Raw genomic sequence first — 23,390 nt, 5'->3', positions numbered from 1 at the left:
GTTCCCGGCCGGGGCAACGACATAGGGACATCACATGCGCGACGTACAGGAATTGCGTTTCACCACCCACGACGGGGTAGAACTCTTCTACCGCCACTGGCCGGCCAGCCGCCCGGCGCCGGACGGCACGCGCCAGGCGGTGCTGCTGTTCCACCGCGGCCATGAGCACTCCGGGCGGATCGCCCACCTGGTCGACGAACTCGACCTGCCGGAACACGACTTCTTCGCCTGGGACGCCCGTGGCCACGGCCTCTCGCCAGGCGCCCGCGGCGATAGCCCGAGCTTCGCCACCAGCGTGCGCGACGTACAGACCTTCGTCGACCATATCCAGGCCGTCCACGGTATCGCCGAAGAGCGGATGGCGGTGGTGGCGCAGAGCGTCGGCGCGGTGCTGGTTGCCACCTGGGCCCACGACTACGCGCCGAAGGTGCGCGCACTGGTGCTGGCTTCGCCGGCGTTCCAGGTCAAGCTCTACGTGCCGTTCGCCCGCAGCGGGCTGAAACTGATGCGCCTGTGGCGCGGCAATTTCTTCGTCAACAGCTATGTCAAGGCACGCTTCCTCAGTCACGACCCGCAGCGGATCGCCTCCTACGACAGCGACCCGCTGATCGCCAAGGCGATCTCGGTGAACGTCCTGCTCGGCCTCTACGAAGCTGCCGAGCGGGTGGTAGCGGACGCACAGGCGATCCAGATTCCCACCCAACTGCTGATTTCCGGGGCCGACTTCGTCGTCCATCGTGCGCCGCAGGAGCGCTTCTTCGAGCGTCTCGGCAGCCTGCGCAAGGAAAAGCACATCCTGCCCGGCTTCTTCCACGACACCCTTGGCGAGCGCGATCGTCACCTGGCCGTCGGCCGTGCCCGGCGCTTCCTCCTCGAGGCATTCGCCACGGTCCCAGAACGACCGAGCCTGCTCGATGCCGACCGCCTGGGTCATACCTGCGCCGAGGCCGAGGCGCTGGCCGCGCCGTTGCCGAAGAACTCGCCGCGCGATCTCTACTGGCGCGCCACCCGTGCCGGCCTGCGCCTGGGCAGCCTGTGGTCGGACGGGGTCAAGCTGGGCTTCGACACCGGTTTCGATTCCGGCAGCACCCTCGACTATGTCTACCGCAACCAGCCCAGCGGCAGCGGCCCGCTGGGTCGCCTGATCGACCGCAACTACCTGGACTCCATCGGCTGGCGCGGCATCCGCCAGCGCAAGCTGCACGCCGAGGATCTGCTGCGCCTGGCCATGCAGCGGTTGCGCGAGGAGCAGCGCGAGGTGCGCATCGTCGACATCGCCGCCGGCCACGGCCGCTACATCCTCGAAGCCCTGCAAGGCGTCGAGCCGCTGCCGGAAAGCATCCTCCTGCGCGACTACAGCGAGATCAACGTGCGTGACGGCAGCGCCCTGATCGAAAGCAAGGGCCTCGCCGGCATCGCCCGCTTCGTCAAGGGCGACGCCTTCGATCGCGCCGACCTGGCGGCGCTGCAACCGAAGCCGAGCCTCGGGGTGGTTTCCGGGCTCTACGAGCTGTTCGCCGACAACCGCATGGTCGGCGACTCCCTCGCCGGCCTCGGCGAGGCGTTGGAGGAGGGCGGCTACCTGGTCTACACCGGACAGCCCTGGCACCCGCAGCTGGAACTGATCGCCCGCGCGCTGACCAGCCACCGCCAGGGCCAGGCCTGGGTGATGCGGCGCCGGACCCAGGCGGAAATGGACCAACTGGTGGCCGCCGCCGGCTTCCGCAAGATCACCCAGCGGGTCGACCAGTGGGGCATCTTCAGCGTATCGCTGGCGCAGAAGGTCGCCCGCTGATGGCGCCGCGCGAGCCGGGGGTACTGAAGCGGGCGGTGCTCTGGCTGCTGTTCCTCGGCCCGTTCTTCTTCGCCAGCTATGGCCTGGCCAACTGGTTGACCAGCCAGCGCGGCGACGTCGGCAGCCTGGTCTTCGACTGGGAACGCGGGATGCCGCTGTGGCCCTGGACCATCCTGCCGTACTGGTCGATCGACCTGCTCTACGGCCTGTCGCTGTTGTTGCCGCGAGACAAGCGCGAGCTGGACACCCACTGCCTGCGCCTGCTCAGCGCCCAGGTGCTGTCGGTGACCTGCTTCCTGCTGTTCCCCCTGCGCTTCACCTTCGAACGGCCGGAACTGGGCGGCGTGTTCGGCTGGCTGTTCGACGTGCTGATGGGGTTCGACAAACCGTACAACCAGGCACCGTCGCTGCACATCGCCCTGCTGGTAGTGCTCTGGGTCTGCTACGCGCGCTACGCCAGCGGCGCCTGGCGCTGGCTGCTGCATGGCTGGTTCGCGCTGATCGGGCTGTCGGTGCTGACCACCTGGCAGCACCATTTCATCGACGTGCCCACCGGTGCGCTGGCCGGCTGGCTGTGCGTCTGGCTGTGGCCGCAGGCGCAGCCCGCGCCGTTCGCCCGCGCCAGCCTGAGCCGCGACCGGCAACGGCGGCGGCTGGCTGCTCGCTACGGCCTCGGCGCGCTGGCCTGCGCCGCCGTCGCCTTTGCCGTCGGTGGTGCGGCGTTGTGGCTGTGCTGGCCGGCGCTGGCGCTGGCGCTGGTGGCGCTGAACTACCTGCTGTTCGGCGCCGCCGGCTTCCAGAAGGGCAGCACTGGCCGCCTGAGCGCCGCCGCGCGTTGGCTGCTGGCGCCATATCTGCTTGCCGCGCGGATCAATGCCTGGCTCTGGACCCGTCGCCGGCCGCAGCCGGACGAGGTGCTGCCGGGCCTCTGGCTGGGGCGCCTGCCGTCGTCCGCGGAACTGGCCGACGGCCGCTTCCGCGCATTGCTCGACGCTACCGCCGAACTTTCCTGCGAGCCGCAGGGGCTGGCCTATCGCAGCCTGCCGTTGCTCGACCTGGTCGCGCCGGACGTCGGGGACTGCCGGCGCGCCGCCGCGCTGATCGACGAACTGCTGGCGCAAGGGCCGCTGCTGGTGGCCTGTGCCCTGGGCTATTCGCGCAGCGCCACGCTGGTCGCCGCCTGGCTGCTGCTCAGCGGCCGCGCGGCGGACGTCGAGTCGGCCGTGGCGGTGTTACGCCGGGCGCGACCGCAAGTGCTGCTGGGCGAGGCCCAGCGGCGGACCCTCGCGGCGCTGAGCGGGAGCGTGCCGGAGCCATCGGCGGAACTGGGCGAGGTGCGCCATGCCTGAGCAATCCCTGGCCCTGGTGGCGGCGCTGCTGCGCCGTGGCCGCGAGCTTGACCGGCTGTCCGCCGCACTGACCCTGCTGGCCATCGGGCTGGGCCTGTACCAGGCCGTGCAGGGCATCGGCTGGCGCTATTTCGCTGAGGCGATGCTGGCGATCGCCATGCTCGGCCTGTGGCAGAAGTACTGGGCGCTGCGAGTGGCCCTGGACGCCGAACTATTCGAACGTTTCAGCCGCGTCGGCGACAGGCTGGAAGCGCAGACCCAAGACCTGGACCGGGCCCTGGCCGACCTCGGCCTGGCCCGCGCGGACGCCGCGGAGCGCACCTGGAACCAGCGCAGCCGCGGCGCCCTGCGCCTGCTACGCTGGCAGGCGCTGGCCTGTGGCGCCCAGTTCCTGCTGGCCTTGTCGTGCCTGTTGTCGATCCCTCTATTCAACGCTCAAACCTGAAGAGTCTTCCCATGCTCGAATCAGTCGTCGCCTATGGCATCATCGCCGGCGCCCGCGCCATCACCGGCTTGCGCAGCCTCTGGCTGGGCACCACGCCGATCCCCAAGCAACGCATCTATTACGCCAACCACAGCAGCCATGGCGACTTCGTCCTGCTCTGGGCCTCGTTGCCGCCGGAGGTGCGGCGGCGTACCCGGCCGGTGGCGGGCGCCGACTACTGGAACAAGGCCGGCCTGCGCAGCTACGTGATCAACAAGGTGTTCAACGGCGTGCTGGTCGACCGCCAGCGCAGCGAGGCCAATGCCAATCCGCTCGAACCCCTCGACCGCGCCCTGGACGGCGGCGACTCGCTGATCATCTTCCCCGAGGGCACCCGCAACCTGGACGACGAGGTCAAGCTGTTGCCATTCAAGAGCGGTATCTACCACCTGTCCCTGGCCCACCCGGAGGTCGAGCTGGTGCCGGTCTGGCTGGCCAACCTCAACCGGGTCATGCCCAAGGGCCGCATGCTGCCGTTGCCGCTGCTCTGCACCCTGAGCTTCGGCAAGCCGCTGGTCGCCACGGCGGAAGAAGGCAAGGAGGCGTTCCTCGAACGAGCGCGCATGGCCCTGCTGGACCTGGCGCCGGAAGAGGAGGCCTGAGATGAACGAACAGACCTGGATGCTCTTCGGCGGGATCGGCGCGCTGCTGCTGCTCGCCTCGCTGGTCGGCTTCGTCCTCAAGTGGCGCGCCGGTCCCGGCCCGAACGCGGTGATCGACAACCTGAACGCGCGGATCAACGCCTGGTGGGCGATGGTCCTGGTGATCGGTTTCGCCTTCTGGCTCGGCCAGGCGGCGGTGATCCTGCTGTTCTATGGCGTGTCGTTCTACGCCCTGCGCGAGTTCATCACCCTCACCCCGACCCGGCGCAGCGACTACCCGGCGCTGGTGGCGGCGTTCTACTTCGTGCTGCCGATGCAGTACCTGCTGATCTACATCGACTGGTACAGCATGTTCTCGATCTTCATCCCGGTGTACGTGTTCCTGCTGTTGCCGATCCTCGCCTCGCTGGGCGGCGACACCAAGCACTTCCTCGAGCGCGCCTCGAAAGTGCAGTGGGGCCTGATGCTGGCGGTGTTCTGTATCTCCTTCGTGCCGGCGCTGCTGACCCTCGACATCCCCGGCTTCGAGGGGCGCAACCTGCTGCTGATCGCCTACCTGGTGATCGTCGTGCAGCTCTCCGACGTGATGCAGTACATCTGCGGCAAGCTGTTCGGCAAGCGCAAGATCGCTCCCAACCTGTCGCCGTCGAAGACCGTCGAAGGCTTCGTCGGCGGCATCGCCCTGGCCACCGCCATCGGCGCCTCGCTGTGGTGGATCACCCCGTTCAACCTCTGGCAGGCGGCGCTGATCGCGCTGCTGATCAACCTGCTGGGCTTCTTCGGCGGCCTGGTGATGTCGGCGATCAAGCGCGACCGCGGGGTCAAGGACTGGGGGCACATGATCGAAGGTCACGGTGGCATGCTCGACCGCCTGGACTCGGTGTGCTTCGCCGCGCCGATCTTCTTCCACGTGGTGCGCTACTGGTGGACGCCCTGAGGTTCGCCCGTCGCCGTTTCCCCGCCGTGTAGGCAGCCAGGAAATTGCCAGCGATAGAGACCCGTAGGGCGGATACCGCCACAGGCGGTATCCGCCGAAACCCCGGATAAGCGGCGGATAACCGCAAGCGGTGATTCGCCCTACAACCAGGCTCCGGCATACGGGGACGTGACCGCAGCTTCACTGTCTCAGAGATTGACCAGGCGCATGCCTTCCTCGCTATAGCGACTGCCGGCGACCGCCTCGGCGGGGAAGATCGCATCCAGCTCGGCCAGTTCCGCCGCGCTCAGGCGCAGTTCCGTCGCGGCGACGTTCTCCTCCAGGTAGCGCCGCTGCTTGGTGCCGGGAATCGGGATCAGGTCATCGCCCTGCGCCAGCACCCAGGCCAGCGCCAGTTGCGAGGGTTTCACGCCCTTGGCCGCGGCCAGTTCGCCGACCTTGTCCACCAGCTTCAGGTTCTTCGCGAAGTTCTCGCCCTGGAAGCGCGGGCTGAAACGACGGTAATCGTCGGCGGCGAAGTCTTCCGGGCGCTTCAGGGTGCCGGTAAGGAAACCTCGGCCCAGCGGGCTGTAGGGGACGAAGGCGATGCCCAGGCGACGGCAGGCGGCGAGCACCCCGGTGTCCTCCGGATCGCGGGTCCACAGCGAGTACTCGCTCTGCAACGCGCTGATCGGGTGCACCCGATGGGCACGTTCGAGGGTTTCCGCCGAGGCTTCGCTGAGGCCGATGTGGCGGATCTTGCCGGCCTTCACCAGGTCGGCGAGGGCGCCGACGCTGTCCTCGATGGGCACCTGCGGGTCCATGCGGTGCTGATAGTAAAGGTCCAGGCGGTCGGTACCGAGGCGCTTCAGGCTGCCTTCGATGGCGCGGCGGATATACGCCGGGCTGCCGTCGACGCCGCGCGCCCGGGGATTGGCAGGGTCGCGGACGATGCCGAACTTGCTGGCCAGGAACACCTGCTCGCGTTTGCCGCGCAGGGCCTCGCCGAGCAGTTCCTCGTTGCTGTGCGGGCCGTACATGTCGGCGGTATCGAAGAAGTTCAGCCCGAGTTCCACGGCGCGATGCAGGGTGGCGATGGCCTCCTGGCGGTCGCCGCCGGTGGTGTAGAAGTCGGTCATGCCCATGCAGCCGAGGCCGATGGCGGAGACGGAAGGGCCGTTGTGGCCGAGTTGACGGGTTTTCATGTGTCGAGCCTCGCGGGAGGGAAGGAAAACGCCGTCATTCTTCGCTCCGCATTGGCCTGGATAAAGCCCATAATTACGGTTTTACCATTCGTATTTTCCAAATAATCGAGGACGTCCGATGGATCGTTTCCAGGCCATGCAGGCCTTCACCCGCATCGTCGAGCTGGGCGCCTTCGGCAAGGCCGCGGACAGCCTGGAGCTGCCGCGCGCCAGCGTGACCCAGGCGATCCAGCAACTGGAGGCGCACCTTGGCGTGCAGTTGCTGCAGCGCACCACCCGCCAGGTCAGCCTGACCCTCGACGGGCAGGCCTACTACGAGCGTTGCGTGCGCCTGCTGGCGGACCTGGAGGAGGCGGAAAGCTGCTTTCCACGCGTCCTGAACAACCCGCGCGGGCGCTTGCGGGTCGACCTGCCGGGCGCACTGGGGCGGATGCGGGTGATTCCGTTCCTGCCGGAGTTCTGCGAGCGCTACCCGGAACTGGAGCTGCAGTTGAGCAGCAACGATCGCCTGGTCGACCTGCTGCGCGAGGGCGCGGACTGCGTGCTGCGGGTCGGCGAACTGCACGATTCCAGCCTGGTCGGCCGGCACCTGGCCGACCTGCCGCAGGTCACCTGCGCCAGCGCCGCCTACCTGGAGCGTCATGGCCATCCGCGGCAGCTCGCCGAGCTCGGCGGGCACCTCGCGGTGAACTACCAGTCGCCTTCCAGCGGGCGTACCTTCGACTTCGAGTTCAGCGTCGACGGGCGTCTGCGCACGTTGCCGATGCGCAGCCGGGTCAGCGTCAACAACGCCGATGCCTACGTCGCCGCCTGCCGGGCCGGGCTCGGGCTGATCCAGGCGCCGCACTATCACGTCGCCGCCGGCCTGGCCGACGGTAGCCTCCGACAAGTGCTCGGAGAATGGTTGCCGCCATCGCTGCCGCTGCATGCCGTGTATCCCTCGCAGCGCCAGTTGTCGCCGCGGGTGAGGGTGTTCGTCGACTGGCTGGTGGAACTGTTCGGTCGCCAGGCGGCCGGCGAGACGCAATGAGACGCAGGCTTTCCGGGCGAAGATTTTTCTCGATTTCGCCGAGAGAACCTCGTTAGGATCGGCAGCCTTGGCCTGTCGAGCAGGGATGTTCGTCCGAGTTCCGGATGCCCGCTGCCGCCAGGCCGCATTCATTCGAACAAGAATAAGGATCGCTGATGGAAAGCTTGCAGAAGTGGGTGGTCGACCTGAACGGCGTGGTCTGGGGGCCGTTGATGCTGGTGCTGATTCTCGGCACCGGCCTGTACCTGATGCTGGGGTTGAAGTTCATGCCCCTGGTGCGCCTGGGAGTCGGCTTTCGCCTGCTCTGGCAGGGGCGTAGCAAGGATGACGAGAGCAGCGGCGAGATCAGCCCGTTCCAGGCGCTGATGACCTGCCTGGCGGCCACCGTCGGTACCGGCAACATCGCCGGGGTGGCCACGGCGATCTTCCTCGGCGGCCCGGGCGCGCTGTTCTGGATGTGGTGCACCGCGCTGGTGGGAATGGCCACCAAGTTCTCCGAAGTGGTGCTGGCGGTGCACTACCGCGAGAAGGATGAGCGCAACGAACACGTCGGCGGTCCGATGTATGCCATCAAGAACGGTCTGGGCAAGCGCTGGGCCTGGCTCGGCGCGGCCTTCGCGCTGTTCGGCGGGCTCGCCGGCTTCGGTATCGGCAACATGGTCCAGGTCAACAGCATGGCCGATGCCCTGGAGGTTTCCTTCGGCGTGCCCGACTGGGTCACCGGGGTCGCCACCATGCTCGTCACCGGGCTGGTGATCCTTGGCGGCATCCGCCGTATCGGCAAGGTCGCCGAAGCCCTGGTGCCCTTCATGTGCGTCGGCTACATCGTCGCCTCGGTGATCGTCCTGGTGGTCCATGCCGAGGCGATTCCCGGCGCGTTCCAACTGATCTTCACCCACGCCTTCACGCCGATCGCCGCCACCGGCGGCTTCGCCGGCGCAGCGGTGATGGCGGCAATCCGTTTCGGTGTCGCACGCGGGATCTTCTCCAACGAGGCCGGCCTCGGCACCGCCGGCATCGCCCAGGCCGCCGGCACGACCCATAGCGCGGTGCGTTCGGGCCTGATCGGTATGCTCGGCACCTTCATCGATACCCTGATCATCTGCAGCCTGACCGGCCTGGCGATCATCACCTCGGGCGTCTGGACCAGCGGCGCCAGCGGCGCGGCGCTGTCCTCGGCGGCGTTCGAGGCGGCGATGCCGGGCGTCGGCCACTACATCCTGTCGCTGGCCCTGGTGGTGTTCGCCTATACCACCATCCTCGGCTGGAGCTACTACGGCGAGCGCTGCTGGGAGTACCTGGCGGGCACCCGGGCGATCCTGCCGTTCCGGATCGTCTGGACCCTGGCGATTCCGTTCGGCGCCATGACCCAGCTGGACTTCGCCTGGCTGGTGGCGGATACCCTCAACGCGCTGATGGCGATTCCCAACCTGATCGCCTTGCTGCTGCTGAGTCCGGTGGTGTTCCGCCTGACCCGGGAGTATTTCGCCAAGGCCAGGAGTTGAGCCTCGGGGGACGGCGACGCTCAAACCCGAGGTTTTCGCTCGGGTAAAGCGTGCTAGCATCGTCGCCGGCCCCGAATGCTTCCGCCGCCGGCCACAGGGCCGGCGGCTTCTCACTGACTAGAAGGATCAACGCAATGGCTCAAGTGACTCTCAAGGGCAACCCGGTCAACGTCGATGGCCAGCTCCCGCAGAAAGGCGCCCAGGCTCCGGCCTTCAGCCTGGTCGGCGGCGACCTCGCCGACGTGACCCTGGAAAACTTCGCCGGCAAGCGCAAGGTGCTGAACATCTTCCCCAGCGTCGACACCCCGACCTGCGCCACCTCGGTGCGCAAGTTCAACGTCGAGGCCGGCAAGCTGGCCAACACCGTGGTGCTGTGCATCTCCGCCGACCTGCCGTTCGCGCAGAAGCGCTTCTGCGGCGCCGAAGGCCTGGAGAACGTAGTCAACCTGTCGACCCTGCGCGGTCGCGAGTTCCTCGAGAACTATGGCGTGGCCATCGCCAGCGGCCCGCTGGCCGGCCTGGCCGCGCGCGCCGTGGTGGTGCTCGACGAGCAGAACAAGGTGCTGCACAGCGAACTGGTCGGCGAAATCGCCGACGAGCCGAACTACGCGGCGGCCCTGGCGGCTCTCTGAGCCCCACGGCCAACCCGCTTCGTCCCATGACCGTCGGCCAGGCTGGCTGGTAACGGGCGAACCCGATTCCCTTGGCTGCTCGCCTCGGGCCATGAGCAGGGCGGATAATCGCAGCGCGGTCATCCGCCCTGCGTCGCAGAGACGCAGCGCTAGCGCATGGCGACCTGGTGGCGCCGGCTGACGCTGGCGAAGGCGCTCCGGAACGCCTGCATCTCTTCCTCGCTGCCTACCGTCACACGGACCCAGTTGGGCCAGGAGGCCCACGGGCGGCCGACGTGCACCCGCTGTTTCTCCAGTTCGGCGATGACCAGCTCGGCGGGACGGCGCATATCCACCATGAAACAGTTGGACTGCGAGGCGGTGCAGCGGAAGCCCTGCTGGCGCAGCCAGGCGATGGTGCGCTCGCGGACCTCTGCGTTCTGCTGCTTGCGCCGTGGCACCAGATCGTCGTCACGCAGGCTTTCCAGCCCGGCGTGGGCGGTCGGCGAGGGCACCACGTTGTGGCCGCCGAAGCGCTCCAGCCGCGCCAGCAGCTGCGGATGCCCGATGGCCAGGCCGAGCCGGGCGCCGGCCATCCCGTAGAGTTTTGAGAAGGTACGCAGGACCAGCACATCCTGGCGCTGGACGGCCAGGCCAACGACGCTGGGTGCGTCGGAAAAATGGATATACGCCTCGTCGACCAGCACCACGCTGCGCTCGGGCTTGCGTTCGATCGCCCTGACGATCCGCTCGTGCGGGGTGAGGGTGCCGGTCGGGTTGTTCGGGTTGCAGATATAGATCAGCCCGGCGTCGCGTTGCGCGGCGGCGAGCATGCGCTCGATGTCGTGGGCCGCCTCGGCGTCCAGCGGCACGGCAGCGACCTTCGCCCCCTGGACCTGGGCGGCGCCGACCACGGAGTCGTAGGAGGGATCGGCCATGACCAGTCTGCGCTCCTTGCCGGTGAACGCCGCGACGGCGTATTGCAGCGGCTGGCGCGAGCCGCAGTAGGCATGCACGCATTCGGCGGGGATGCCGTTCTGCTTGGCGAACAGGCCGACCAGGGCGTCCTGCGCGTCGTAGTCGTAGCGGCCGCAGAGCGCGGCCGCCTGCTGCATGGCGGCCCTGGCCTTGGCGGAGGGGCCGTAGGGGCTTTCGTTGAAATCCAGGAAGGTCTCTTGCGGCTTCCCGGCGGCGCTTGTCGCGCCGCTCCCGGCGAAGGCTCGCGGGCTCAGCAGGATGCTGCTGGAGGCCAGGGCGGTCAGGGTCACGAACGAACGACGACTCAAAGCGGGCATAGCTTCACCTCCGTGTACCGAATGGGATATGCGTGCGGTGGGTTCCTCTCGGGCGTGTGTCACCAGAGTGGAGAACGAGGAGGGAGCCGGTCCGTTTATGGTGGCGTGATAATGGCGCCAGAATATCGGCGGGTATTCTTCGGATTGCGCACGCGGCGCTCCCGGGCGGCGAACCGCCGGGGAGCGCCGCGCGGGCTCAGAGCGTGAGGGTGAAGCGCCCGGTCAACGCGCCCGGCAGGTGCATCGAGTCGGTCTGGCGTTCGCCGTAGGTATTGCTGGACAGGCGCAGTTCGCGCTCGTGGCTGAGGTCTTCCAGGTGGGCGCCGAGGAAGCTGTACAGGCTGTCGTCGAAGCGCATGGTGCTGACCGGCGCCCGGATCTGGCCGTTCTCCACCCAGAAGGTGGCGAAGCGGGTCATTCCGGTCAGGCGTGCGGCGGGCATGTCCGAGTAGTTCAGGTACCACAGGTTGCCGATGTACAGGCCGGTATCCAGGGCCTCGAGGATGCGCGCCTGCTCCAGGCTGCCGCCGGCCATGTCCAGCGCCGTGGGCGCCTCGTTGGCCCCGGCGCCATTGGCTACCAGGCCATATTCGCGGGCGCTGCGCGAACTCACCAGGCGTCCGCTCAGGCGGCCGTTGCCGACCAGTTCGACCTCGGCGCGCGGCGAGCCTTCCGCGCTGAATGCCGGGGAGGGCGAGGTGGCAGGGCGCTCGGCGAGGTTCAGCAGCGGGCTGAGCAGGGCGTCGCCGTTCTGCAGGCGTTGCAGGGGGCTTTCGCCGGTAGCCAGGGCGCGCGCGGAGAAACCGCCCCAGCAGAGCATCTGCATGACTTCTTCGAGCGCCGCCGGCGCCAGGTAGGCGCGGTAGTCGCCGGGGCGCAACTGGCGCAGCGGCTTGCCCAGGTGGCCGAGCTGCTCCCGGGCCTGTTCGAAGCGCCGGGCGAAGGCTTCGTCGTCCCAGCGCTGGCCGGCGTAGTCGGCCTTCACCGCCTGGCCGTTGCCGTGGAACAGGCTCCAGTCGAAGTTGAAGCTGCTGCCGGCATGCCAGCCGAAGGCGCCCCAGGAGTTGGCGAAGCCACGGAACAGCGGTCCGGCGGCATAGATGCCGACCAGGTCGAGGTCGCGCGCCTGGCGTTCGAGGCTGGCCAGCAGCGCGCCGCTGTCGGGCGCTGCGCTGAGGTCCTGGTTCTCTCGCTGCCAGGCCGTGGTGTCGAGCAGCAGATAGGGATCGGCGGGAATCCAGGCCAGGCTCTGGCGCAGTTGCCGAAGGCCTTCGGCCAGACGCTGGCGGTCTTCTTCCGGCGCGCCGGAGAGCGTCAGGTCGAGGCTCGCCTGGCGTTCGTCGCGGATCAGCCGGAGCAGCGCGCTGGCCTGGCGCACCCGGCCGGCCTGGCGCACCCGCGCCCGGTTGAAGCGGATGAACTCGGAGTCCTCGGCGCTGTACCAGAGGGTGAAGTCCTCGCCCTCGGCCAGATGCCGGCGCAGGTCCTCGGCGAGGGCTTCGAAATGCTGTCTCTGGTGCATCAGGCGTCTCCCCCGAATACGTCCACATCGCTGAATACGCAGGCCGGCGAGGCATGGCCGACACGGATCACCTGGTTCGGCTCGCCCTTGCCGCAGTAGGGCGTGCCGAGCACCTCGAAGGTGCCGGCGTCGCCCACCGCGCTGAGGTTGCGCCAGAACTGCGCGGAGATGCCTCGGTAGTTGGGGTTCTTCACCACGCCCTTGAGTTCGCCGTCCTCGATCAACTGGCCCCATTCGCAGCCGAACTGGAACTTGTTGCGTGCGTCGTCGATCGACCAGGAGCGGTTGTAGGACATCAGCACCCCGCGCTCGATACCGCCCACCAGCTGCGCGAAGCTCTTGTCGCCGGGCTCCAGGTTGAGATTGGCCATGCGGTCGATGGGCGCGCGGTTCCAACTGCTGGCGCGGCTGTTGGCGACGCCCTCCAGGCCGCTGCGGTGTTGCGACAGGGCGCCGCCGAGCGGGCGCAGCAGGCGGCCTTCGCGGATCAGGTATTCCTTGCGCGCGGGGCTGCCGTCGTCGTCCTGGCGGTAGCTGGCCAGTTCCTCGGGGATTTCCGGGTCGAAGCTGACGTTGAGCAGGCTGGAGCCGTACTGGTAGCGACCGAAGTCCTCGGTCTTGATGAAGCTGGTACCGGCGTAGTTGCGCTCGTCGCCGAGGATGCGATCCAGCTCCAGCGGGTGGCCGATCGACTCGTGGATCTGCAGGATCATCTGGTCCGGCATCAGCAGCAGGTCGCAACGGCCGCTCGGGGTGTTCGGCGCCGCCAGCAGTTGCAGGGCCTGGTCGGCGATGCGCGGCGCGGCGCCGACCAGGCCGAGGCGCTCGATCACTTCGGCGCCGCCCTGCTGGCCGGCATGGTGGCCGCCGAAACTGCGGGTCTGGCTGTCATGGCCGTCGTAGGCGGTGACGCTGGCGCCGGGATAGACGAAGCGCTGCTCCTGGTATTGCTCGGCGCCGGCGCTGTTCAGGTAGAGCTGTTCCTGGCGGCTGACTTCGAGGAATACGCTCCAGTTCACCAGGCGCTCGTCGCGCGGCACCTTGGCGGACTCCTCGGCGAGCAGTTCGTAGCACTCGGCGAGGGAGGGGAAAGGGGCGTCCTGGTTCGGCGAGCGATACTGCGAGCGGCCGCTTGCCGGCGGCAATCCGCGGACGTCGAACAGGGCGTGCCGGGCGATCCGCTCGGCTTGCCGTTCGGCCTGCTCCAGGGCGGCCTGCAGGCCGGCCGCGGAGAGATCGTTGGTGGCGGCGTAGGCTTCCACGCCGTTCAGCCGTACGCAGAGCATGGCGCCGCGGTCCTGGCTGAAGTGCGGCGGTTCGCTGACGTTGCGGCGCACCGAGAGGTACTCGCCGCTACGCTGGACGTAGCGCAAGGAGTGGAATTCGGCGCGACTGCGGAGCGCCGCGAAGCGGTGTTTCAACGGGTCGATCATCTGTGCGTCCCTGGCCGATTGCGGAGTGGGCGAGTGCAGGACGCTCTATTTCAAGCCTTCGCCCGTAACGGAGCAAGCCGTTTGTTGTCATAGCCTGGTGCCAGGCTGCGGGTGGCTCGCCGAAGCATGCGGGCGGAATGCCTAACTATCGGTAAAGCAAGGGTAAATAGCGGGTAAAGAGGCTTTGCCTGGGCCCCCGCAATGCTTATCGTGCAGCCTGGAAAAAGCGCCTCCGTTCTAAGCCTGAAGAAGAACCATGACTCCAACGACCGGTAAATCCAAGTTCCGTACCCTGCGCCCGTGGCTGATCACCGCCCTGGCCTTCGCCGCCGTGATCGGCCTGGTGATGTGGCTGGCGGCGCCCGCCTCGGCACCGTCCTCCGACGGGCGACCCGGTCGCGGCGGCAAGCCGGGCGCCGCGCTGCCCAAGGCCAACGCGCTCACCGTCGGCGTGGCCAGGGTGGAGCAGGGCGACCTGGCGCTGCATTTCAACGCGCTTGGCACCGTCACCGCCTTCAACACGGTGAACGTCAAGCCGCGGGTCAACGGCGAGCTGGTCAAGGTGCTGTTCCAGGAGGGGCAGGAGGTCAAGGCCGGCGACCTGCTGGCGGTGGTCGACCCGCGTACCTACAAGGCGGCGCTGGCCCAGGCCGAGGGCACGCTGATGCAGAACCAGGCGCAACTGAAGAACGCCGAGATCGACCTGCAGCGCTACAAGGGGCTGTACGCCGAGGACTCGATCGCCAAGCAGACCCTGGATACCCAGGAAGCCCAGGTCCGCCAGTTGCAGGGCACCATCCGTACCAACCAGGGCCAGGTCGACGACGCCCGCCTCAACCTGACCTTCACCGAGGTCCGCGCACCGATTTCCGGGCGCCTCGGCCTGCGCCAGGTGGACATCGGCAACCTGGTCACCAGCGGCGATACCACGCCGCTGGTGGTGATCACCCAGGTCAAGCCGATCTCGGTGGTGTTCAGCCTGCCGCAGCAGCAGATCGGCACCGTCGTCGAGCAGATGAACGGCCCCGGCAAGCTGGCGGTCACCGCGCTGGACCGCAACCAGGACAAGGTTCTCGCCGAAGGCACCCTGACCACCCTGGACAACCAGATCGACACCACCACCGGCACGGTCAAGCTCAAGGCACGCTTCGAGAACGCCGACGGCAAGCTGTTCCCCAACCAGTTCGTCAACGTGCGCCTGCTGGCGCAGACCCTCAAGGGCGTGCTGACCATTCCGGCCAACGCTGTGCAGCGCGGCACCAACGGCATCTATGTGTACGTGGTCGGCGCCGACAACAAGGTCAGCCAGCGCAGCGTCGCCATCGGCACCAGCGAGAACGAGCGGGTGGTGGTGGAAAGCGGCCTGAAGGCCGGCGAGCAGGTGGTGGTGGAAGGCACCGACCGCCTGCGCGACGGTATGGAAGTGCGTGTCGCCGAGGCCTCCCCGCAGGTCCTCGAGGGCGAGCCGCAGAAACCGCAGACTGGCCGCCCCAGCGGCCTCCAGGGCGACTCGGTGGGTAGCGGGAGCGCTGAATGAACCCGTCCCGCCCGTTCATCCTGCGGCCGGTCGCGACCACCCTGCTGATGGTGGCGATCCTGCTCTCGGGCCTGATCGCCTACCGCTTCCTGCCGATCTCGGCGTTGCCGGAAGTGGACTACCCGACCATCCAGGTGGTCACCCTGTACCCTGGCGCCAGCCCGGAGATCATGACCTCGTCGATCACCGCGCCGCTGGAGAACCAGCTCGGGCAGATTCCGGGACTCAACGAGATGTCTTCCAGCAGTTCCGGCGGCGCCTCGGTGATCACCCTGCAATTCAGCCTGCAGAGCAACCTCGATGTCGCCGAGCAGGAAGTCCAGGCGGCGATCAACGCCGCGCAGAGCCTGCTGCCCAACGACCTGCCGAACCAGCCGGTGTTCAGCAAGGTGAACCCGGCGGACGCGCCGATCCTGACCCTGGCGGTGATGTCCGACGGCATGCCGCTGCCGCAGATCCAGGACCTGGTGGATACCCGCCTGGCACAGAAGATCTCGCAGATCTCCGGGGTCGGCCTGGTCAGCATCAGCGGCGGCCAGCGTCCGGCGGTGCGGGTGCGCGCCAACCCGACGGCGCTGGCGGCGGCGGGGCTGAGCCTGGAGGACCTGCGCAGCACGGTGACCAGCAACAACCTCAACGGCCCCAAGGGCAGCTTCGACGGCCCGACCCGTGCCTCGACCCTGGACGCCAACGACCAGTTGCGCTCGGCCGACGCCTACCGCGACCTGATCATCGCCTACAAGAACGGCTCGCCGCTGCGCATCCGCGACGTCGCCAGCGTCGAGGACGACGCCGAGAACGTGCGCCTGGCCGCCTGGGCCAACAACCTGCCGGCGGTGGTGCTGAACATCCAGCGCCAGCCGGGGGCCAACGTGATCGAGGTGGTCGACCGGATCAAGGCGCTGCTGCCGCAGCTGCAATCGACCCTGCCGGGCAATCTCGACGTGCAGGTGCTGACCGACCGCACCACCACCATCCGCGCCTCGGTCAAGGACGTGCAGTTCGAGCTGGCGCTGGCGGTGGCGCTGGTGGTGATGGTCACCTTCCTGTTCCTGCGCAACGTCTACGCCACCCTGATTCCCAGCTTCGCCGTGCCGCTGTCGCTGATCGGCACCTTCGGCGTGATGTACCTGTCCGGCTTCTCGATCAACAACCTGACCCTGATGGCGCTGACCATCGCCACCGGCTTCGTGGTCGACGACGCGATCGTCATGGTGGAGAACATCGCCCGCTACCTGGAGCAGGGCGACTCGCCGCTGGAAGCGGCGCTCAAGGGCTCGAAGCAGATCGGCTTCACCATCATCTCGCTGACCTTCTCGCTGATCGCCGTGCTGATCCCGCTGCTGTTCATGGGCGACGTCGCCGGGCGGCTGTTCCGCGAGTTCGCCATCACCCTGGCGGTGGCGATCCTGATTTCCGGCTTCGTCTCCCTGACCCTTACGCCGATGCTCAGCGCCAAGCTGCTGCGCCACATCGACGAGGACCAGCAGGGCCGCTTCGCGCGCGCCGCGGGGCGGGTCATCGATGGCCTGATCGCACAATACGCCAAGGCCCTGCGGGTGGTCCTGCGGCACCAGCCGCTGACCCTGCTGGTGGCCATCGCCACCCTGGCGCTGACCGCGCTGCTCTACCTGGCCATGCCCAAGGGCTTCTTCCCGGTGCAGGACACCGGGGTGATCCAGGGCGTCGCCGAAGCGCCGCAGTCGATCTCCTTCCAGGCCATGTCCGAGCGCCAGCGCGCCCTCGCCGAGGTGGTGCTGAAGGACCCGGCGGTGGCCAGCCTGTCCTCCTACATCGGCGTCGACGGCAGCAACCCGACCCTCAACACCGGCCGCCTGCTGATCAACCTCAAGCCGCACAGCGAGCGCGACGTCACCGCCAGCGAAGTGATCCAGCGCCTGCAGCCCGAACTCGACCACCTGCCCGGGATCAAGCTGTACATGCAGCCGGTGCAGGACCTGACCATCGAGGACCGGGTCGCCCGCACCCAGTACCAGTTCACCTTGCAGGACGCCGACCCGGACGTGCTCGCCGAGTGGGTACCGAAGCTGGTGGCGCGGCTGCAGGAGTTGCCGCAGCTCGCCGACGTCGCCAGCGACTGGCAGGACAAGGGCTTGCAGGCCTACCTGAACATCGACCGCGACACCGCCTCGCGCCTCGGCGTGAAGCTCTCCGACATCGACAGCGTGCTCTACAACGCCTTCGGCCAGCGGCTGATCTCGACCATCTTCACCCAGGCCACCCAGTACCGCGTGGTGCTGGAGGTGGCGCCGCAGTTCCAGCTCGGCCCGCAGGCCCTGGAGCAGCTCTACGTGCCGTCCAGCGACGGCACCCAGGTGCGCCTGTCGAGCCTGGCGAAGGTGGAGGAGCGGCATACCCTGCTGGCGATCAACCATATCGCCCAGTTCCCCTCGGCGACCCTGTCGTTCAACCTGGCCAAGGGTTACTCCCTGGGCGAGGCGGTCGAGGCGATCCGTGGCGTCGAGGCCAGCCTGGAGCTGCCGCTGAGCATGCAGGGCAGCTTCCGCGGCGCGGCGCTGGCCTTCGAGGCCTCGCTGTCGAACACGCTGCTGCTGATCCTCGCCTCGGTGGTGACCATGTACATCGTCCTGGGCATCCTCTACGAGAGCTTCATCCATCCGGTGACCATCCTCTCGACCCTGCCCTCGGCCGGGGTCGGCGCGCTGTTGGCGCTGATGCTGGCGGGGCAGGAGATCGGCATCGTGGCGATCATCGGCATCATCCTGCTGATCGGCATCGTCAAGAAGAACGCGATCATGATGATCGACTTCGCCCTCGACGCCGAGCGCAACGAAGGCAAGCCGCCCCATGAGGCGATCTACCAGGCCTGCCTGCTGCGCTTCCGGCCGATCCTGATGACCACCATGGCCGCGCTGCTCGGCGCGCTGCCGCTGATGCTCGCCGGCGGCGCCGGCGCCGAGCTGCGCCAGCCGCTGGGCATCACCATGGTCGGTGGCCTGCTGCTGAGCCAGGTCCTGACCCTGTTCACCACCCCGGTGATCTATCTCTACTTCGACCGCCTGGCCCGTCGCTGGGCGGCCTGGCGCAAGCAGCGCGGGCTGGACCTGAACACCGAGGCCGGGTTCGACGGGGATGCCGGGCGATGAGCCTGTCCACGCCCTTCATCCGCCGCCCGGTCGCCACCACGCTGCTGACCCTGGCGTTGCTGCTCGCCGGCACCCTGTCGTTCGGTCTGCTGCCGGTGGCGCCGCTGCCCAACGTCGATTTTCCGGCCATCGTGGTCAGCGCCAGCCTGCCGGGCGCCAGCCCGGAAACCATGGCCTCGTCGGTGGCCACGCCGCTGGAGCGCTCGCTGGGACGGATCGCCGGGATCAGCGAGATGACCTCCAGCAGTTCGCTGGGCTCGACCACCGTGGTGCTCGTGTTCGACCTGGAGAAGGACATCGACGGCGCCGCCCGCGAGGTGCAGGCGGCGATCAACGGCGCGATGAGCCTGCTGCCCAGCGGCATGCCGAACAATCCCAGCTACCGCAAGGCCAACCCCTCGGACATGCCGATCATGGTTCTCACCCTGACCTCGGAGACCCAGAGTCGCGGCGAGATGTACGACCTCGCCTCGACCGTGCTGGCGCCGAAGCTGTCGCAGGTGCAGGGGGTAGGGCAGGTGAGCATCGGCGGCAGCTCGCTGCCGGCGGTGCGGGTCGACCTCAACCCGGATGCCATGAGCCAGTACGGGCTGTCCCTGGACAGCGTGCGCACGGCCATCGCCGCGGCCAACAGCAACGGCCCCAAGGGCGCCGTCGAGAAGGACGACAAGCACTGGCAGGTGGACGCCAACGACCAGTTGCGCAAGGCCCGCGAGTACGAGCCGCTGGTGATCCACTACAACGCCGACAACGGCGCCGCGGTGCGCCTCGGCGACGTGGCCAAGGTCAGCGACTCGGTGGAGGACGTGCGCAACGCCGGCTTTTCCGACGACCTGCCGGCGGTGCTGCTGATCGTCACCCGCCAGCCCGGCGCCAACATCATCGAGGCCACCGACGCCATCCACGCGCAACTGCCGGTATTGCAGGAACTGCTCGGGCCGCAGGTCAAGCTGAACGTGATGGATGATCGCAGCCCGTCGATCCGTGCGTCGCTGGAAGAGGCCGAGCTGACCCTGCTGATCTCGGTGGCGCTGGTGATCCTGGTGGTCTTCCTGTTCCTACGCAACGGCCGCGCCACGCTGATCCCCAGCCTGGCGGTGCCGGTCTCGCTGATCGGCACCTTTGCGGTCATGTACCTGTGCGACTTCAGCCTGAACAACCTGTCGCTGATGGCGCTGATCATCGCCACCGGCTTCGTGGTGGACGACGCCATCGTGGTGGTGGAGAACATCGCCCGACGCATCGAGGAGGGCGATCCGCCGATCCAGGCGGCGATCACCGGCGCCCGCCAGGTCGGTTTCACCGTGTTGTCGATGACGCTCTCGCTGGTCGCGGTGTTCATCCCGCTGCTGCTCATGGGCGGCCTCACCGGGCGGTTGTTCCGCGAGTTCGCGGTGACTCTCTCGGCGGCGATCCTGGTGTCCCTGGTGGTATCCCTGACCCTCACGCCGATGCTCTGCGCGCGTCTGCTGCGTCCGCTGAAACGGCCCGAGGGCGCCTCCCTGGCGCGGCGCAGCGATCGCTTCTTCGCCGCCTTCATGCTGCGCTACCGCGCCAGCCTGGGCTGGGCGCTGGAGCACTCGCGGCTGATGGTGGTGATCATGCTGGCCTGCATCGCCATGAACCTCTGGTTGTTCGTGGTGGTGCCCAAGGGCTTCCTCCCGCAGCAGGACTCCGGGCGCCTGCGCGGCTACGCGGTGGCCGACCAGAGCATCTCGTTCCAGTCCCTGAGCGCGAAGATGGGCGAGTACCGCAAGATCCTCTCTTCCGATCCGGCGGTGGAAAACGTGGTCGGCTTCATCGGCGGCGGCCGCTGGCAGTCGAGCAACACCGGTTCGTTCTTCGTCACCCTCAAGCCGATCGGCGAACGCGACCCGGTGGAGAAGGTCCTCACCCGGCTGCGCGAGCGGATCGCCAAGGTGCCCGGCGCGGCGCTCTATCTCAATGCCGGCCAGGACGTGCGCCTGGGCGGCCGCGACAGCAACGCGCAGTACGAATTCACCCTGCGCAGCGACGACCTGACCCTGCTCCGCGAATGGGCGCCGAAGGTCGAGGCGGCGATGCGCAAGCTGCCGCAGCTGGTGGACGTCAACAGCGACTCCCAGGACAAGGGCGTGCAGACCCGCCTGGTGATCGACCGCGACCGTGCGGCGACCCTGGGGATCAACGTGGAAATGGTCGACGCGGTGCTCAACGATTCCTTCGGCCAGCGCCAGGTGTCGACCATCTTCAACCCGCTGAACCAGTACCGGGTGGTGATGGAGGTCGACCAGCAGTACCAGCAGAGCCCGGAGATCCTCCGCCAGGTCCAGGTGATCGGCAACGACGGCCAGCGCGTGCCGCTGTCCGCGTTCAGCCACTACGAACCGAGCCGGGCACCGCTGGAGGTCAACCACCAGGGCCAGTTCGCCGCCACCACGCTGTCCTTCAACCTGGCGCCGGGCGCGCAGATCGGCCCGACCCGCGAGGCCATCATGCAGGCCCTGGAGCCGCTGCACATCCCGGTGGACGTGCAGACCAGCTTCGAGGGCAACGCCGGCGCGGTGCAGGACACGCAGAACCAGATGCCCTGGCTGATCCTCCTGGCGCTGCTGGCGGTGTACATCGTCCTCGGCATCCTCTACGAGAGCTACGTGCACCCGCTGACCATCCTCTCGACCCTGCCTTCGGCCGGGGTCGGCGCGCTGCTCGCGCTGATCCTCTGCCGCAGCGAGCTGAGCCTGATCGCGCTGATCGGCATCATCCTGCTGATCGGCATCGTCAAGAAGAACGCGATCATGATGATCGACTTCGCCCTGGAGGCCGAGCGCAACCACGGCCTGAGCCCGCGCGAGGCGATCCTCGAGGCCTGCATGATGCGCTTCCGGCCGATCATGATGACCACCCTGGCCGCCTTGCTCGGCGCCTTGCCGCTGATCTTCGGCATCGGCGGCGACGCCGCGCTGCGCCGGCCGCTGGGCATCACCATCGTCGGCGGGCTGATCGGCAGCCAGTTGCTGACCCTGTACACCACCCCGGTGGTCTACCTCTATCTCGATCGCCTGCGCCACTGGGTCAACCAGAAACGCGGCGTACGCACGGACGGTGCGCTGGAGACACCCCTATGAAACACACCCCCTCGTTGCTCGCCCTGGCCCTGGTCGCCGCCCTCGGCGGCTGCTCCATCGGCCCCGACTACCAGCGACCGGACCTGGCGGTGCCCGCCGAATTCAAGGAAGCCGAAGGCTGGCGCCGCGCCGAGCCGCGCGACGTGTTCCAGCGCGGCGCCTGGTGGGAGCTGTACGGCGACCAGACCCTGAACGACCTGCAGATGCACCTGGAACGTTCCAACCAGACCCTGGCCCAGTCGGTGGCGCAGTTCCGCCAGGCCGAGGCGCTGGTGCGCGGCGCGCGGGCCGCGTTCTTCCCGTCGATCACCGGCAACGTGGGCAAGACCCGCAGCGGCCAGGGCGGCGGCGACAGCACCGTGCGCCTTCCCGACGGCTCCACTGTGAGCAGCGGCGGTGGTTCCGGTGCGATCAGCAACAGTTACTCGACCAGCCTCGGCGTCAGCTGGGAGGTCGACCTCTGGGGCAAGCTGCGCCGGCAACTGGAGGCCAACCAGGCGAGCCTGCATGCCAGCGCCGCCGACCTCGCCGCGGTGCGCCTCAGCCAGCAGTCGCAACTGGCGCAGAACTACCTGCAACTGCGGGTGATGGACGAACAGATCCGCCTGCTCAACGACACGGTGACGGCCTACGAGCGTTCGCTGAAGGTGGCCGAGAACAAATACCGCGCCGGCATCGTCACCAGGGCCGACGTGGCCCAGGCCCGCACCCAGCTGAAAAGCACCCAGGCCCAGGCCATCGACCTGAAGTACCAGCGCGCCCAGCTGGAGCACGCCATCGCCGTGCTGGTCGGCCTGCCGCCGGCGCAATTCAACCTGCCGCCGGTGGCGAGCGTGCCGAAGCTGCCGGACCTGCCGGCAGTGGTGCCGTCGCAATTGCTCGAACGACGGCCGGACATCGCCTCGGCGGAACGCAAGGTGATTTCCGCCAATGCCCAGATCGGCGTGGCCAAGGCCGCCTATTTCCCCGACCTCACCCTGAGCGCCGCCGGCGGCTACCGCAGCGGCAGCCTGAGCAACTGGATCAGCACGCCGAACCGCTTCTGGTCGATCGGCCCGCAGTTCGCCATGACCCTGTTCGACGGCGGCCTGATCGGCTCCCAGGTGGACCAGGCCGAGGCGACCTACGACCAGACCGTGGCGACCTACCGGCAGACCGTGCTCGACGGTTTCCGCGAGGTGGAGGACTACCTGGTGCAATTGAGCGTCCTCGACGAGGAGAGCGGGGTGCAGCGCGAAGCCCTGGAGTCGGCCCGCGAGGCACTGCGCCTGGCCGAGAACCAGTACAAGGCCGGCACCGTCGACTACACCGACGTGGTCACCAACCAGGCCACCGCGCTGAGCAACGAACGCACCGTGCTGACCCTGCTCGGCAGCCGCCTGACCGCCAGCGTCCAGTTGATCGCGGCAATGGGCGGCGGCTGGGACAGCGCCGACATCGAGCGGACCGACGAGCGGCTCGGCCGGGTCGAGGAGGGCCTGCCGCCTTCGCCCTGAGTTCTTCTCGCTGCCTGTTCCTGACGAATGCCTTTCCCCGCTATTGCGCTTGCATGACACACCGCCGTCCGCGTCTCGGCTAGAGTGCGGCGGCGGATGTGGAGGTGAATACGTGTCGGGGAAGTTTCCGGAAAAGCCCTCGCGCCGAGGCTATTGGCTCGGCTGGTTGTGCCGCCTGGCCATGCTTGGCGGCGTCGCCGCGATGTTCTGGGCGCTGCTGCAATGCTTCGTCCTGCTGCACGGCGATCCGCCGCTCCAGCGCGCCCCGCTGCGGACGCCCTGGACCCTGCTGGCGCTCGGCCTGACGCTGTTCCTCGCCGGTTTCTGCGGCGAGTACCGGCTGTGGCGGCGCCGCGCCGGTTGCTGAAACCGGCG

Annotated in this window: 17 protein-coding genes; 13 read left to right on the top strand and 4 right to left on the bottom strand. The window is 68.1% G+C overall.

Translation table 11 applies throughout. The features are described 5' to 3' along the window. The first annotated feature begins 34 nt into the window (after positions 1-34). The 5 genes from LT948_RS26290 to LT948_RS26270 are packed head-to-tail and all read left to right on the top strand — an operon-like array spanning position 35 to position 5,167. Positions 35-1,795 carry a bifunctional alpha/beta hydrolase/class I SAM-dependent methyltransferase gene (locus LT948_RS26290; protein WP_023091703.1) on the top strand — a complete coding sequence of 587 codons (1,761 nt, stop codon included), beginning with the start codon at positions 35-37 and terminating at the stop codon, positions 1,793-1,795. Then, positions 1,795-3,144, top strand: coding sequence for a phosphatase PAP2/dual specificity phosphatase family protein (locus tag LT948_RS26285; RefSeq protein ID WP_023091704.1), 1,350 nt, complete (start codon positions 1,795-1,797; stop codon positions 3,142-3,144). Before LT948_RS26290 ends, LT948_RS26285 begins: the two co-directional genes overlap by 1 nt. Further along, positions 3,137-3,589, top strand: a complete 453-nt coding sequence (locus tag LT948_RS26280; RefSeq protein ID WP_023091705.1) for a hypothetical protein — start codon at positions 3,137-3,139, stop codon at positions 3,587-3,589. Before LT948_RS26285 ends, LT948_RS26280 begins: the two co-directional genes overlap by 8 nt. A gap of 11 nt (positions 3,590-3,600) precedes the next feature. Next, positions 3,601-4,230, top strand: a complete 630-nt coding sequence (locus tag LT948_RS26275; RefSeq protein ID WP_023091706.1) for a lysophospholipid acyltransferase family protein — start codon at positions 3,601-3,603, stop codon at positions 4,228-4,230. Between the two features lies 1 nt (position 4,231). After that, on the top strand, positions 4,232-5,167 hold the full coding sequence (locus tag LT948_RS26270) for a phosphatidate cytidylyltransferase (RefSeq protein WP_003089962.1): 936 nt from the start codon (positions 4,232-4,234) through the stop codon (positions 5,165-5,167). 188 nt (positions 5,168-5,355) lie between these two features. Here the strand turns inward: LT948_RS26270 and LT948_RS26265 are convergent, their stop codons facing one another. After that, complete coding sequence (locus LT948_RS26265; protein WP_003113326.1) at positions 5,356-6,351, bottom strand: aldo/keto reductase; 996 nt, start codon at positions 6,349-6,351, stop codon at positions 5,356-5,358. Positions 6,352-6,469: 118 nt separating this feature from the next. Between LT948_RS26265 and LT948_RS26260 the strand changes: the two genes are divergently transcribed. The 3 genes from LT948_RS26260 to tpx all read left to right on the top strand — a co-directional run bounded on the left by LT948_RS26260 (position 6,470) and on the right by tpx (position 9,518). Next, positions 6,470-7,381: a LysR family transcriptional regulator gene (locus LT948_RS26260; RefSeq protein WP_003120066.1), complete on the top strand. Its 912-nt coding sequence runs from the start codon at positions 6,470-6,472 to the stop codon at positions 7,379-7,381. 155 nt (positions 7,382-7,536) lie between these two features. Continuing rightward, positions 7,537-8,886, top strand: a complete 1,350-nt coding sequence (locus LT948_RS26255) for an alanine/glycine:cation symporter family protein (RefSeq protein WP_003113324.1) — start codon at positions 7,537-7,539, stop codon at positions 8,884-8,886. Between the two features lie 134 nt (positions 8,887-9,020). After that, the gene (tpx, locus tag LT948_RS26250) at positions 9,021-9,518 is read left to right on the top strand and encodes a thiol peroxidase (protein ID WP_003089950.1); all 498 of its coding nucleotides are present in this window, start codon (positions 9,021-9,023) and stop codon (positions 9,516-9,518) included. A 149-nt stretch (positions 9,519-9,667) separates the two neighbouring features. On the opposite strand, the gene ptaA is transcribed toward tpx, so the two are convergent. The 3 genes from ptaA to LT948_RS26235 form a co-directional block, all read right to left on the bottom strand. Continuing rightward, positions 9,668-10,792: a pyoverdine biosynthesis transaminase PtaA gene (ptaA, locus tag LT948_RS26245; protein ID WP_009314147.1), complete on the bottom strand. Its 1,125-nt coding sequence runs from the start codon at positions 10,790-10,792 to the stop codon at positions 9,668-9,670. A gap of 196 nt (positions 10,793-10,988) precedes the next feature. Further along, a complete protein-coding gene (locus tag LT948_RS26240; protein WP_023111720.1) occupies positions 10,989-12,314 on the bottom strand; it encodes a TldD/PmbA family protein in 1,326 nt (441 codons plus the stop codon). After that, on the bottom strand, positions 12,314-13,747 hold the full coding sequence (locus LT948_RS26235) for a TldD/PmbA family protein (protein WP_073657104.1): 1,434 nt from the start codon (positions 13,745-13,747) through the stop codon (positions 12,314-12,316). The genes LT948_RS26240 and LT948_RS26235 overlap by 1 nt, the downstream gene beginning before the upstream one ends. 256 nt (positions 13,748-14,003) lie before the next feature. Here LT948_RS26235 and muxA point away from each other — a divergent pair, with 256 nt between their 5' ends. The 5 genes from muxA to LT948_RS26210 all read left to right on the top strand — a co-directional run bounded on the left by muxA (position 14,004) and on the right by LT948_RS26210 (position 23,382). Continuing rightward, on the top strand, positions 14,004-15,284 hold the full coding sequence (gene muxA, locus LT948_RS26230) for a multidrug efflux RND transporter periplasmic adaptor subunit MuxA (protein WP_003111498.1): 1,281 nt from the start codon (positions 14,004-14,006) through the stop codon (positions 15,282-15,284). Next, positions 15,281-18,412 (top strand): multidrug efflux RND transporter permease subunit MuxB, encoded by a 3,132-nt coding sequence (muxB, locus tag LT948_RS26225; RefSeq protein WP_003089920.1) that lies wholly within the window; start codon positions 15,281-15,283, stop codon positions 18,410-18,412. The genes muxA and muxB overlap by 4 nt, the downstream gene beginning before the upstream one ends. Then, the gene (muxC, locus tag LT948_RS26220) at positions 18,409-21,519 is read left to right on the top strand and encodes a multidrug efflux RND transporter permease subunit MuxC (protein WP_003089914.1); all 3,111 of its coding nucleotides are present in this window, start codon (positions 18,409-18,411) and stop codon (positions 21,517-21,519) included. Before muxB ends, muxC begins: the two co-directional genes overlap by 4 nt. Next, on the top strand, positions 21,516-23,015 hold the full coding sequence (opmB, locus tag LT948_RS26215) for a multidrug efflux RND transporter outer membrane subunit OpmB (protein ID WP_023091709.1): 1,500 nt from the start codon (positions 21,516-21,518) through the stop codon (positions 23,013-23,015). Before muxC ends, opmB begins: the two co-directional genes overlap by 4 nt. 112 nt (positions 23,016-23,127) lie before the next feature. Next, on the top strand, positions 23,128-23,382 hold the full coding sequence (locus LT948_RS26210; protein ID WP_023097545.1) for a hypothetical protein: 255 nt from the start codon (positions 23,128-23,130) through the stop codon (positions 23,380-23,382). Positions 23,383-23,390: the final 8 nt, after the last annotated feature.

Source organism: Pseudomonas sp. CP-1 (assembly GCF_021213715.1).
Taxonomy (GTDB): domain Bacteria; phylum Pseudomonadota; class Gammaproteobacteria; order Pseudomonadales; family Pseudomonadaceae; genus Pseudomonas; species Pseudomonas aeruginosa.
The sequence above is the reverse complement of the archived record's forward strand: the minus strand, read 5'-3'. Positions and strand labels throughout refer to the sequence as shown.